Here is a 12,591-nt window from a genome sequence, read left to right on the forward strand (position 1 = left end):
AGCCGATGATCCTTCCGAACCCCTCCCGTCCGTACCGTGCTTGGCGGCTGCCGCGAACCGCGGGCCTGCCGCTGCTGGCGCTTGCCCTGGCCGGCCTGCTCAGCGCCTGCGGCAAGGACGCGCCCAAGCCTGCCGCCACGACGCCTGAGGTGACGGTGCTGACCCTGCGCAGCCAGCCGCTGGCACTGCAGCAGGAATTGCCTGGGCGCAGCGTCGCCTCGCAGGAATCGGATGTGCGCCCGCAGGTGGATGGCGTGCTGGTGAAGCGGTTGTTCGAGCAGGGCCAGTGGGTGAAGGCCGGGCAGCCGTTGTTCCAGATCGAGCCCGCGCTGTACCAGGCGGCGCTGAACGAGGCACAGGCCAACCTGAAGACGGCCGAGGCCGCTGCGGTGACCGCGCGCCTGCGGGCGCAGCGCATGCAGGCGCTGGGCAAGGACCAGTTGGCCGCGCGCCAGGACGTGGATGATGCGGTGGCCAGCGACCAGCAGGCCGCCGCCGCCGCGCAGGCCGCACAGGCGGCACGTGACACGGCCAGCACACGGCTGGGGTTTGCCACGGTGACCTCGCCGATCGCCGGGCGCATCGGCCGCGCGCTCTTCACGCCCGGTGCGCTGGTCACCTCGGGCCAGGCCGATCCACTGGCACGGGTGCAGCAGATGGACCCGATGAACGTGGACATCACCCAGTCCAGCAATGAGTACCTGGCACTGCGCCGCGCCATCGCCGACGGTGGCGTGCAGGCCGATACAGCGCCGGTGCGGCTGCGCCTGTCCGATGGCACCGACTACCCGTTGCCGGGCACGCTGGAATTTGCCGACGTGGACGTGCAGCAGGAAACCGGCAGCATCACCCTGCGCGCGCGTTTCCCCAATCCGGACGGGCTGCTGCTGCCGGGCATGTACGTGCGCGCGCTGGTGGGGCAGGGAACCCGCCAGCAGGCGCTGCTGGTGCCACAGGCGGCGGTCGACCGCAGCCCCAAGGGCGAGGCACAGGCGTGGCTGGTGGATAAGGACGGCAAGGCGCGGCTGCGCCTGTTCCGCACCGCGCGTGCGGTGGGCGACCAGTGGCTGGTCCTTGATGGCCTGGCCGCCGGCGAGCAGGTGGTGGTGGCCGGCGCGCAGGGCCTGGCCGATGGCATGACGGTGCGGGTGAAGCCGGCACCGGCACCGGTCGGGAAGGACTGAGCAGATGCTGCCGCGCTTCTTCATCCATCGCCCGGTATTCGCCTGGGTCCTGGCGATCTGCATCATGGCCTTCGGCACCATCGCGGTGACCCAGCTGCCGGTGGAGCAGTACCCGGACATCGCGCCGCCGCAGGTCAACATCACCGCCAACTACACCGGTGCCTCGGCGCAGACGGTGGAAGACAGCGTCACCCAGGTGATCGAGCAGCAGATCAAGGGCATCGACCACCTGCTGTATTTCTCGTCCACCAGTTCCTCGTCCGGGCAGGCGCGCATCACGGTCACCTTCGACCAGAGCGCCAATCCGGATATCGCCCAGGTGCAGGTGCAGAACAGCGTCAACCAGGCCATCAACCGGCTGCCGCAGGAAGTGCAGCAGCAGGGCGTGACGGTCGCCAAGTCGCAGGGCGATTCGCTGATGGTGGTCTCGCTGTACGACACCAGCCGGCGCATGGAACGGGTGGATGTTTCCGATTTCCTGGTCAGCAACGTGCAGGACCCGATCAGCCGTATTCCCGGCGTTGGCGAGATCAACGTGTTCGGCTCGGCTTACGCAATGCGCGTGTGGCTGGACCCGCACAAGCTGCGCGCCTATGACCTGATGCCCTCGGACGTGCGCGCTGCGATCCAGGCGCAGAACACCCAGGTGACGGCGGGTGAGCTGGGCGCGATGCCGTCCAGCCCGACGCAGAGCCTCAACGCCACGGTCACCGCGCAGTCGCGCCTGCAGACCCCCGAGCAGTTCCGCGCGATCATCCTGCGTACCCTGCCCAATGGCGCGGCGGTGTTGCTGGGCGACGTCGCGCGGGTCGAGATTGGCGCGGAGAACTACCAGACCAGCAGCTATCTCAACGGTTATCCGGCGGCCGGCTTCTCAGTCACCCTGGCCTCCGGCGCCAACGCATTGGCCACCGCCGACGCGGTCCGCGCGGAGATCGAACGGCTGCGACCGACTTTCCCGCCGGGGTTGCAGGTGGCCTATCCGCGTGACAGCACGCCGTTCGTGCGGGTCTCGATCGAGGGGGTCATCCATACCCTCATCGAAGCCATCGTTCTGGTCGTGGTGGTGATGTTCCTGTTCCTGCAGAACCTGCGCGCCACGCTGATTCCGGCGATCACGGTGCCTGTGGTGCTGCTGGGCACCTTCGGCGTGCTGGCCGTTGCCGGATTCACCATCAACACACTGACCCTGTTCGCGATGGTGCTGGCGATCGGCCTGCTGGTCGACGATGCGATCGTGGTGGTGGAGAACGTGGAGCGCATCATCCACGACGAGCATCTGCCGCCGCGCGAAGCGACCGAAAAATCGATGGGCGAGATCACCGGCGCGTTGATCGGCATCACCGTGGTGCTGGGCGCGGTGTTCCTGCCGATGGCGCTGTTCGGTGGTTCCACCGGCATCATCTACCGGCAGTTCTCGATCACGATTGCGTCTGCCATGGCATTGTCGGCGCTGGTGGCGCTGACGCTGACCCCGGCGCTGTGCGCGACCCTGCTCAAGCCGTCTTCGGCGCAGAAACCGCAGGGCCGCTTCTTCCGGGCGTTCAACCGGGGCGTCGAGCGCAGCCAGTTGGCCTACCAGGGCAGACTCGGCGGCGTCGTCTCCCGGCCGCGGCGTTGGATGGCGTTCTACCTGCTGCTGGTGGTCGCCATGGTCGCGCTGTACGCGCGGATGCCCACCGGCTTCCTGCCGGTGGAAGACCAGGGCCAGGTCACCTTCCAGTTCTCCACGCCGGAAGGCACGCCGATGGCACGTACCGAAGCGCTGGGCGAGCAGATCAGCCGCTACTTCATGGAGCACGAGAAGCAGAACCTGGATGTGGTGTTCGTGGTGGTCGGCCGCAACAATGCCGGCACCGGCCAGAACGCCGGGCAGGGTTTTCTCGCACTGAAACCCTGGGATGAGCGCACGGGCGACAACACCGCTGCGGCGATCATCACGCGAGCCAATGCCTACTTCCGCCGCTTGCCGGATGCCAAGGTCAATGTACTGGCACCGCCGGCGGTGCGTGGACTGGGCCAGTCCAGCGGCTTCGAACTGTGGCTGCAGGACACCAGCGCAGCCGGGCGCGTGGCCCTGCAGACGGCGCAGGAACAGGTGGTGCGCGCGGCCGGCGAAGACGACGGGCTCACCTCGGTGCGCCTGAACGGCCTGGGCGACAAGGCCGAGCTGCGGCTGGACATCGACCATGCCCAGGCCAGCGCGCTGGGCCTGGCCCAGGCCGACATCAATTCCACGCTGTCGGCGGCCTGGGGCGGCAGTTACATCAACGATTTCCTCGATCGTGGCCGGGTCAAGCGGGTCTACATGCAGGGCGACCAGCCCTACCGCAGCGTGCCCGACGACATCGGCCAGTGGTATGTGCGCGGTGGCAACGGCCAGATGGCGTCGTTCGCCAGTTTCGCCAGCAGCCACTGGGCACGCGGGCCGCAGCTGCAGCAGCGTTTCAATGGCCTGCCGGCAATGCAGATCCAGGGCAGCGCCGCTGAAGGGCGCAGCTCGGGCGAAGCGATGCAGCGCATGCAGGCGCTGGTTGCCGATCAACCCGGGTTCAACCTGCAGTGGAGTGGCCTGTCCTACCAGGAACAACTGGCCAGCAACCAGACGTTGTGGCTGTACACCGCCTCCATTGCCTTCATCTTCCTGTGCCTGGCAGCGCTCTATGAGAGCTGGACGGTGCCGGTGGCAGTGGTGCTGGTGATCCCATTGGGCGTGATTGGTACCGTGCTGGCGACCACCGCGGCCGGGTTCGTCAACGACATCTACTTCCAGGTGGGTCTGCTGACGACCATCGGCCTGTCGGCCAAGAACGCGATCCTGATCGTGGAGTTTGCCGAGGCCCGCTATCGTGCCGGCAGTTCAGCGGTGGAAGCGGCCCTGCAGGGCGCACGCCTGCGACTGCGCCCGATCGTGATGACGTCGTTGGCCTTCGTGGCTGGTGTGATCCCGTTGGCGTTGGCGACCGGTGCAGGCGCGGTCAGCCGCCGTGAAATCGGCATGAGCGTGATCGGCGGCATGGTCTCCGGCACGGTGCTGGCAGTGGTGCTGGTGCCGTTGTTCTTCGTGCTGGTGCGCCGCCTGGGCCGGTCACGGCCGCAGGACTGAGGGGGGCGCGGCTGTCATCTGGCTGCCGCAGCGCCCTCACCCGTTCTTTGCCCAGGTGCCGCTAGCGTAGGTCGTCCCCGTCCCCCACGGAGACCTGCCATGTGGCTGCTCGACCATCTCTGGCCAGGCCGCAGACCTTCACCTCCCCCGGTCGCGGCCGAGCCGCAGGCCGCGCCCCGTCGCCCCTGGCTGAAACGCCCGGTGCGGGCCGGGCGCAGCGGCATGGCGCCCTGGCAGAAGGTCGCCACGCCGCCGCGGCGCACGCGCCACTAGCCGGTGCGGTCGGCGGGGTGGTTGACCCCATCGTTGACCGGGATCACACCCAGCGCGAACGGGTCGATGCCTTCCAGGCAGGCCACGTTGTAACCGTACTGTTCCGGGTTGGAGCGGCGCCGGTGATGGGTGTAGATGCCGCACACGCCGCAGAAGTAGTGCTCGGCCACATGGGTGTTGAACTGGTACAGCTGCAGGTGGTTCTGCCCGCGCACCACCTGCAGGCCCGCGCGGCTGACGCTGGCCGCAATGGCACCCCGCCGCCGGCACATCGAGCAGTCGCAGCGGCGCGGGTCGACGATGCCGTCCGGCAGGTCCAGCAGCAGTTCGACCGTGCCGCAATGGCAGGTGGCGCGGTGCTGGGGTTGGACCGGAACGCCGGCCACGGAAGTGATGCCCATCGTTGCTCCTGTGAAGTGAACCTGGCCGCAGAGGCCGCCGCCGACGGTGCGCTGCCCAGCCTGAACGGTCTGTAGATGCCACGGTGAACCCGCTTGTGGCTAACTATGCGGCTTCAAGACCGCGACAGGATGCCAGTGAACGCCGCAGGACGTTGGATGACAGGGAGTGCCATGGCGCTGGCGGCGCTGTGGGTGAGCGGGCTGCTGGCCTACCAGCTGCCGGGGCCGGGTTGGCTGGCCACCGGCGTGGCCGTGCTGTGGCTGCTGGTGGCGCTGTGGGCGTCGTGGCGGGTCGCGCGGGGACGTGCCTCCCGCCGCCTCGGCACGGCCTTCGGTGTGGCGCTGGCGTTGGCCGGCCTGTGGTGGCTGCTGCTGACCCCGCGCCAGGACCGCGTATGGGCCGACGACGTGGCCCAGCGCCTGCACGTGGTGTCCTTCGACGGGCGCCATGTGGTGCTGGACAACGTGCGCGACTTCACCTGGCGCAGCGAAACCGACTACGACGCGCACTGGGTGCGCCGCGAATACGACCTGGACCAGCTGCGCTCGGCCGACCTGGTGCTGTCGTACTGGATGGGCCCGGCGATCGCCCACACGCTGATCTCGTTCGGCTTCGAGGATGGACGCCACGTGGTGTTTTCGCTGGAGATCCGCAAGGAGCGCGGTGAGTCGTTCTCCGCGCTGGGCGGCTTCTTCCGCAAGTTCGAGATGACCCTGGTGGCTTCGGAGGAGACCGACATCATCCGCACCCGCACCAACGCGCGTGGCGAAGATGTCTACCTGTACCGCCTGCATGGCATGGACCGCGCGCAGCTGAAGGAACTGTTCGCCGCGTACATCGAACAGGCGCGTGAACTGGATGCCAAGCCGGGCTTCTACAACACGCTGACCAGCAACTGCACGACCATCGTCTTCGACCTGGCCCGCCACATCGCACCGCGCCTGCCGTTGGACTATCGGCTGCTGCTGTCCGGCTATCTGGCCGAGTACGCGCAGGAGGTCGGTGCACTCACGCCGGGCGTGCCGTACGCCGAGCTGCACGACAAGGGCCGCATCACCCAGCGCGCATTGGACCTGGGTGATGGCGAGCATTTCTCCACCGTGATCCGCCAGGGCGTGCCCGGCACCGAGCAGGACCCGCAGTAATGACCCAACTCTTTCTGACCCGCTGGCAGCGCCTGCTGCCGGTGTTGTTCGCCGCCTTCCTGCTGCTGGGCAGCAGCGGCTGCGCGATGGTTACCGTCAAGCAGGTCAAATCCAGTGATTCACTGGTCAACAAGCGCGCGGATGTGCTCAACACTGGCAAGCTCAGCCCCGCCGCGCGTGAAACGCTCAGCGCAGCGGGCCTGGACGAATCGCAGTGCGAGAAGGACTTCCTGGTCTGCCGCAGCACGTTGCTGATGACCGACGACCTCAATGTCGAGCAGCGGCTGTCGGCGCTGTCCGAGCTGTGGGTGAAGGCTGCATTGGCGATGACGCCGAAGAAGACCGCCGCAGGCGACCCGCCGATGAGCGATGCGGCATTGGATGCCTGGCTGGAAGCCGCGCGCTATGCCTATGCCTACCTGTTCTACAGTGGCCGCTCACCGTCCGACCGGGCCTTCGAGGACCGCCAGACGCAGGTGCGCGACTACTACAACTACGCGGCCGAGAAGGCGGCGGTGGTGCTGTTCGTGCGCGCACGTGCCGCTGCGCTGGCCGGCGAGGACTACACGAAGCCGCTCACGGTCGGTAGCTGGTCGCTGGCCTCCAACTACCAGCAGCTGGGTCTGAAGAGCATTCCGGCGCAGCTGGTGCCAGCGGGAACGGTCAGCTTCGTTGGCCTGCGCAGCACCTATCGCCGCGATGGCTTCGGTGCCGAACTGGTGATGGTGATGGACCCGCCGAAACTGGTCGCGCCAGTGATCGCGCCCGACGGCCCGAAGGCTGAAACCGCGCAGGACGACGAGGACGACGAGCGTCGTGGCCGCCGCCACCGCCATGACGATTCAGTGCCCGAGTTCAGTGAGATGTCCTCGATCAACGTCACCGCACTGCTGCGGTTCGAGGGCAGCAGCCTGGAAGACGTGATGCGCACGCGCCGGGTCGAGCTGGATGCCTATTCGCCGGAAGCGACCGAGCGCATCACTCTGCACGGTGAGCAGGTACCGCTGGCCGGCAACTTCACTGCCGCCTACGGCCTGTGGCTGGCGCAGAGTGGCTTCGCCCGGCAGTCGCTGCGTACCCTGTTCGGTATGAGCGAGGGCATCGGCGAGCCGCACATCTACCTGATGCAGCCGTGGGACCCGAACCGCCGCATCATCTTCATGCTGCACGGCCTGGCCAGCAGCCCGGAAGCGTGGGTGAACCTGGCCAACGAGATCATGGGTGACCCCGAGCTGCGCCAGCAGTTCCAGGTGTGGCAGGTCTATTACCCGACCAATGCGCCGATCGCGCTGAACCGCTACGAGATCGCCAATGCATTCAACGACACGCTGAAGCATTTCGATCCCAATGGCAGCACGCGTGCGTCGAAGGACATGGTCTACATCGGTCACAGCATGGGCGGCGTGCTGGCGCGCCTGCTGGTGAGCGATTCCGGCGATGTACTGTGGAACGACCTGCTGGCCAACTACGACCTGAAGGGGGAACGGCTGAAGCGGGTGCAGAACAAGCTGGGCCCGCTGCTGCATTTCAAGGCGCAGCCGAACGTGGAGCGTGCGATCTTCATCGCCGCGCCGCACCAGGGCACCGACATTGCCGGCAACAAGGTCGGTCGCCTGATTGGTCGCTTGGTACGCCTGCCGCTGACAATCCTCGGCAAGTTCGAGGACGTGTTCATGGCGCTGGCGCAGGCCGAGCAGCAGGTCGATGGCACCGCCAAGCCGAAGATCCCGAACAGCATCGACAACCTCAAGGCCAGCGATCCGTTCGTGAAGGCCGCCGCACAGCTGCCGATTGAGGCGGGCCTGAAGTACCACTCGATCATCGCCCAGCGCAAACCCGAGCTGCCGGTGGAGAAATCCGATGATGGGCTGGTGCCGTACTGGAGCGCACATCTGCCGGGCGCGCTGTCGGAGAAGGTGATCATCTCGGGCCACAGCGTGCAGGAAACCCCGCAGGCGGTGCTGGAGGTGAGGCGCATCCTGCACCGGGATATCGATGACATGGGGACCGGCAGCCGGTAGTGCCGGCCGCTGGCCGGCAATCCCGCAATGCGGCGGTGCTACACCCGCCGCGCGATCACCGTGGACAGCAGCGCCAGGCCGAAGGTGATCGCCAGGCACAGCAGGTAGCCGGTGTGTGGCGCGGCTTCCACGAACAGCGCGAACAGCGCACCGGAAACCGCCAGCGCGGTGGTCACCGACAGCGCCTCGCTCAACTGCAGCGCCGAGGTGTTGGCACCCTGCTCGTGCGGTGCGGACAACGACAGCGTCAGCACCGACAAGCTGGCGTAGATCATGCCCATGCCGAAGCCGGTCACCGCCCAGCCGACCAGGGCCACCGGCAGCGGCGCTGCGTTGAACAGCACGGCTAGTGTGGCGGCGATACCGATCGTCATCAGCGGTGTGCCAACGCGCAGCAGCTGCTGGCGTGACCAGCCGCGCTGCTGGTGGCCCTGCAGCCATGAACCGGCGAACCAGCCCAACGCGCCGAGGCTGAGCACCGCGCCGGCCCAGCTGGGCGAGAGCCCGCGTTCGCGCTGCAACAGCAGTGGCAGGTAGGCCTCACAGGCGAAGAATGCGGCCGCCGCGACGCCGCGCAGCGCGATCACGCTGGGCAACCCGCGGCGCAGCAGCAACGTGCCGGCTGGCAACAGGCGGTGCACGCAGAACAGCAGCGCCAGCATGGCCACGCCGATGCAGAGCAGCGCAGGCAGGCCCTGCTGCTGGCCGCCGAAGTAGAGCAGCAGCGCCGCCAACGAAGCACCGCTGGCCCAGCGCACCACGTTGCCGCGTCCATCGTCGCTGCTGGCAGCATCAGTGGGCTGCATGCGTGCCAGTGCAGGGCGCAGCAGCAGCGCGGCCGGGACCGCCAGTAGCGGCACCGCCAGGAATACCCAACGCCAACCGAGGTGCTGCACGATCAGGCCGCTCAGTGCCGGGCCGATCATCGACGGCACCACCCAGCCGGCGGAGAACGCGGCGAATACCTTCGGGCGCAGGTGTTCGGGATAGCTGCGGCCAACCATCACGTACAGCGAGACCGAGATCGCGCCTGCGCCCAGGCCCTGTAGCAGGCGCCCGGCCACCAGCATGCCCATGCGCATGGCGAAGCCGGCCAGCAGCAGGCCCAGCACGAAGCAGCCCAGGCCATACCACAGCGGCCGAGCTGGCCCATGGCGGTCGGCCCAGCGTCCGGCCAGGGTCATGCCGATGACACTGGTGGCCAGGGTGCCGCCAAAGGCCAGCGCATACAGGCGCAGGCCATCCAGCGCCTCGGCCACGGTCGGCATGGCGGCGGCCACCGCCAGGGCCTCGAAGGCATGCAGCGCCACCAGTGCCACCATGCCGATGGTGGTGGCGCGATAGCGGGGAGACAGGATCGACGTATCAGCCGGCGCACGGGCGTCGGCGGGCGAAAGAGTGGGGGACATACGAGTCAGATGCGGGCCGCGCTTGTCAACTGGCGGCGAAGATAGCAGCATGCCACCTCAACTGCAGTTTAGGTCAAGCAATGGTTTCCCAGGAACTCAGCGTTGGTGAAGTCTCCCAGCGCAGTGGCGTGGCGGTTTCCGCGCTGCATTTCTACGAGCGCAAGGGGCTGATCAGCAGCCTGCGCACATCGGGCAACCAGCGGCGCTACAGCCGTGATGTGCTGCGACGGTTGGCCGTGATCCGCGTCGCGCAACGGGTGGGCATGCCACTGGAAGCTGTCGGCCGTGCCTTCGAAAGCCTGCCCGAGGGCCGCGCGCCGACCAAGGCCGACTGGGCCAAGCTGTCCGCGCGCTGGCGCACCGAGCTGGAGGAGCGCATCCACATGCTGGAACTGCTGCGCGATGAACTGACCGGCTGCATCGGCTGCGGCTGCCTGTCGCTGCAGCGCTGCCGCCTGGCCAACCCCGAAGACGTCCTCGGCGAACGCGGCGACGGCCCGATGCGCTGGGAGTGACCCGCGAAAAGGGGACGGAGGGGATTATGTCGTTTGTGCATTAACGACTTAATCCCCTCCGTCCCCTTTTTTCTTACCAGACCGTGATCGTTTCGCCGCTCTGGATGCCTTCCACCGCGCGCTGGAAGGCCAGCGCCGCGCGCTGCGCGCTCACCGCTTCGAAGCCTGGGAAATAGGGGCCGTAAGCCGTCATCGATTCGATCAGTACGTTCGGGCTGACCACGTTGATGCGCAGGCCACGCGGCAGCAGCTCCAACGCGGCGGCACGCACGAAGCCTTCCAGTGCGGCATTCACCGAGGTGGCGTTGACCCCATCGCGGATCGGCTGTGCGCTGACGATGCCGCTGGTCAGGGTGATCGAGCCGCCGGCGTTGAGGTGGTGCTGGGCGACCAGTGCCAGCCGCACCTGGCCCAGCAGTTTGTCCTGCAGGCCGAGGTTGAACTGCTCGGGTGTCATGTCCTTCAGCGGACCGAAGTGCAGCTTGCCAGCGGTGGAGATCACTGCATCGACCGGACCGATGCGCGAGAACAGTTCGGCGACGCTGCCGTCGTCTGTCAGGTCGACGCGCAGCTCACCGCTGTTGCGGCCGGCGGCGAGGATCTGATGCTGCTGGCCGAGCTGGTGGGCGACTGCCTGGCCGAGGGTGCCGCTGGCACCGACGAGGAGGATCTTCATGGCCGTTCCTTGCGAGAGGGGGAATGGGCGCAGTCTGCGCCCTCACAGTGGGGTTAGGTAAGCGGCGTATGCTTCGCAGATTCCTAACTCTGGATTAGCAATGGATACCCTTCGCTGCATGCAGGCCTTCGTCGCCGTGGCCGAGTGCGGAAGCTTTGCAGGAGCCGCCGAACAGCTGCAGGTGTCGGCGGTGATGGTCGGCAAGTACATCCAGCAGCTGGAGGCGCACCTGGGTACCGCGCTGCTGCAACGGAACACCCGCCGCCAGCGCCTGACCGAAGCCGGCAGCGCCTACCTGGCCGGGTGCCGGCAGGTGCTGGAGCAGGTGCAGCAGGCTGAGGCGGACGTGGCCGGACTGCAGGTACAACCCCGCGGGCTGCTGCGGGTCAGCGCGCCAACCACCTGGGGCAGCTGCGTGCTGGCGCCACAACTGGCCGGCCTGCTGCGCGCGCAGCCGCAGTTGAACATCGAGCTGGACCTGAGCAACCGCCGCGTGGACCTGATCGAGGATGGCTTCGACGTGGCGATCCGGGTCGGGCCGCTGCCATCGCAGGAGGTGGTGGCGCGGCCGCTGCCGCCGTATGCAATGAGCCTGTGTGCGGCACCGTCCTACCTGCGCCGGCGCGGCACGCCGCGCACGCCCGCGGATCTGCAGGGGCATGATTGCCTGAGCCACCTGGCCTGGCGCGGCGGCCATGGCTGGCAGTTGGCCAACGGCGAACAGGTGGACTGGGAGGCGCGGCTGACCTGCAACGACGGTGTTGCACTGCGCGAGGCCGCCGTGGCCGGCGCAGGGCTGGTGCTGCAGCCGACCGCGCTGCTGGCCGGCGAAATCGCGGCCGGGCGGTTGAAGCCGCTGCTGCGCGACTACCTGCCCGAACCGCGGCCCATGCATCTGATCTACCTGCCGGATCGACGGCCGCGCCCGCGGTTGCAGTGCTTCGTCGATTTCGTCATGGCCACATTGGGGCAGTGAACATCCACGCCATGCGTGGATGATGGTAGGTGCCGACCGTTGGTCGGCACACATCGGGATCAATCATTCGCCGCAGACAGTTCCTGCCCACGCACCTGCGCGGCGCGCAGCGCCGTATCCACCAGCGCCTCGAAACCACCGGCCTGGAAGCTCTCGATCGCGGCCTGGGTGGTGCCGTTCGGCGAGGTCACGCGGCGACGCAGTTCGGCCGGACTTTCGCCGGCTTCATCGAGCATGCGCGAGGCACCCAGCAGGGTCTGCACCACCAGCGTGCGCGCCGCTTCTGCAGGCAGGCCCTGTGCGATACCCGCCGCTTCCATCGCTTCGGCCAGCAGGAACACATAGGCCGGCCCGCTGCCGGATACGGCAGTCACCGAATCCATCAGCGACTCGCTGTCGATCCACACCGTGCGCCCGGCACTGGCCAGCACCTGTTCGGCGCGTGCGTGCTGCTGCGCATCCACCGACGCGGTGGCGTACAGGCCGGTCACGCCGGCGCCGAGCAGGGCCGGGGTGTTCGGCATCGCGCGCACCACCGGCAGATTGCCACCCAGCCAGCGTTCCAGCTGCGCGCTGGTGATGCCGGCGGCGATCGACACCACCAGTGGCCGGTTCGCCTGCGCCAGCGCCTGCAGCGACTGGCACACATCGCGCAGCACCTGCGGCTTCACCGCCAGCAGCCAGGTGCGGCCGTGCGCGGCGGCATCGGCGGCGTTGTCGTGCACCTGCACGCCGAAGTCGGCAGCCAGTGACTCGCGCAGTGCGGCCACCGGTTCGGCCACGTGGATGTGCGCGGCGGGCACGCCCTGGCGGATCAGGCCGGCGATCAGGCTGCGCGCCATGTTGCCGCCGCCGATGAAGGTGATGGAATCAGCTGCCATGGA

Annotated in this window: 10 protein-coding genes; 6 read left to right on the forward strand and 4 right to left on the reverse strand. The window is 67.9% G+C overall.

The features are described from left to right. Nucleotides 1–5: 5 nt before the first annotated feature. Together MG068_RS04605 and MG068_RS04610 are read left to right on the forward strand one after the other, a co-directional pair. Complete coding sequence (locus tag MG068_RS04605) at nucleotides 6–1,184, forward strand: efflux RND transporter periplasmic adaptor subunit (protein ID WP_132809391.1); 1,179 nt, start codon at nucleotides 6–8, stop codon at nucleotides 1,182–1,184. Nucleotides 1,185–1,188: 4 nt separating this feature from the next. Beyond that, nucleotides 1,189–4,290 carry an efflux RND transporter permease subunit gene (locus MG068_RS04610; protein WP_132809393.1) on the forward strand — a complete coding sequence of 1,034 codons (3,102 nt, stop codon included), beginning with the start codon at nucleotides 1,189–1,191 and terminating at the stop codon, nucleotides 4,288–4,290. 269 nt (nucleotides 4,291–4,559) lie between these two features. On the opposite strand, the gene MG068_RS04615 is transcribed toward MG068_RS04610, so the two are convergent. Beyond that, a complete protein-coding gene (locus MG068_RS04615) occupies nucleotides 4,560–4,964 on the reverse strand; it encodes a GFA family protein (protein WP_100471489.1) in 405 nt (134 codons plus the stop codon). Between the two features lie 171 nt (nucleotides 4,965–5,135). Here MG068_RS04615 and MG068_RS04620 point away from each other — a divergent pair, with 171 nt between their 5' ends. Together MG068_RS04620 and MG068_RS04625 are read left to right on the forward strand one after the other, a co-directional pair. Further along, entirely contained in the window at nucleotides 5,136–6,110 is a 975-nt protein-coding gene (locus tag MG068_RS04620) for an Lnb N-terminal periplasmic domain-containing protein (RefSeq protein WP_132811111.1), read from the forward strand. After that, nucleotides 6,110–8,131, forward strand: coding sequence for an esterase/lipase family protein (locus tag MG068_RS04625; RefSeq protein WP_032127736.1), 2,022 nt, complete (start codon nucleotides 6,110–6,112; stop codon nucleotides 8,129–8,131). The genes MG068_RS04620 and MG068_RS04625 overlap by 1 nt, the downstream gene beginning before the upstream one ends. A gap of 38 nt (nucleotides 8,132–8,169) precedes the next feature. Here MG068_RS04625 and MG068_RS04630 read toward each other — a convergent pair whose 3' ends face one another. After that, nucleotides 8,170–9,591: an MFS transporter gene (locus tag MG068_RS04630; protein ID WP_132809395.1), complete on the reverse strand. Its 1,422-nt coding sequence runs from the start codon at nucleotides 9,589–9,591 to the stop codon at nucleotides 8,170–8,172. 29 nt (nucleotides 9,592–9,620) lie between these two features. Here MG068_RS04630 and soxR point away from each other — a divergent pair, with 29 nt between their 5' ends. Then, nucleotides 9,621–10,055 (forward strand): redox-sensitive transcriptional activator SoxR, encoded by a 435-nt coding sequence (gene soxR / locus MG068_RS04635; RefSeq protein ID WP_032127734.1) that lies wholly within the window; start codon nucleotides 9,621–9,623, stop codon nucleotides 10,053–10,055. Nucleotides 10,056–10,128: 73 nt separating this feature from the next. Here the strand turns inward: soxR and MG068_RS04640 are convergent, their stop codons facing one another. After that, entirely contained in the window at nucleotides 10,129–10,731 is a 603-nt protein-coding gene (locus tag MG068_RS04640; RefSeq protein ID WP_132809397.1) for a short chain dehydrogenase, read from the reverse strand. 100 nt (nucleotides 10,732–10,831) lie between these two features. Here MG068_RS04640 and MG068_RS04645 point away from each other — a divergent pair, with 100 nt between their 5' ends. After that, nucleotides 10,832–11,707: a LysR family transcriptional regulator gene (locus MG068_RS04645; RefSeq protein ID WP_132809399.1), complete on the forward strand. Its 876-nt coding sequence runs from the start codon at nucleotides 10,832–10,834 to the stop codon at nucleotides 11,705–11,707. A 59-nt stretch (nucleotides 11,708–11,766) separates the two neighbouring features. Here MG068_RS04645 and proC read toward each other — a convergent pair whose 3' ends face one another. Beyond that, nucleotides 11,767–12,588, reverse strand: coding sequence for a pyrroline-5-carboxylate reductase (gene proC / locus MG068_RS04650; RefSeq protein ID WP_132809401.1), 822 nt, complete (start codon nucleotides 12,586–12,588; stop codon nucleotides 11,767–11,769). Between the last annotated feature and the right edge of the window lie 3 nt (nucleotides 12,589–12,591).

This window comes from Stenotrophomonas sp. ASS1, from assembly GCF_004346925.1.
Classification (GTDB): domain Bacteria; phylum Pseudomonadota; class Gammaproteobacteria; order Xanthomonadales; family Xanthomonadaceae; genus Stenotrophomonas; species Stenotrophomonas maltophilia_A.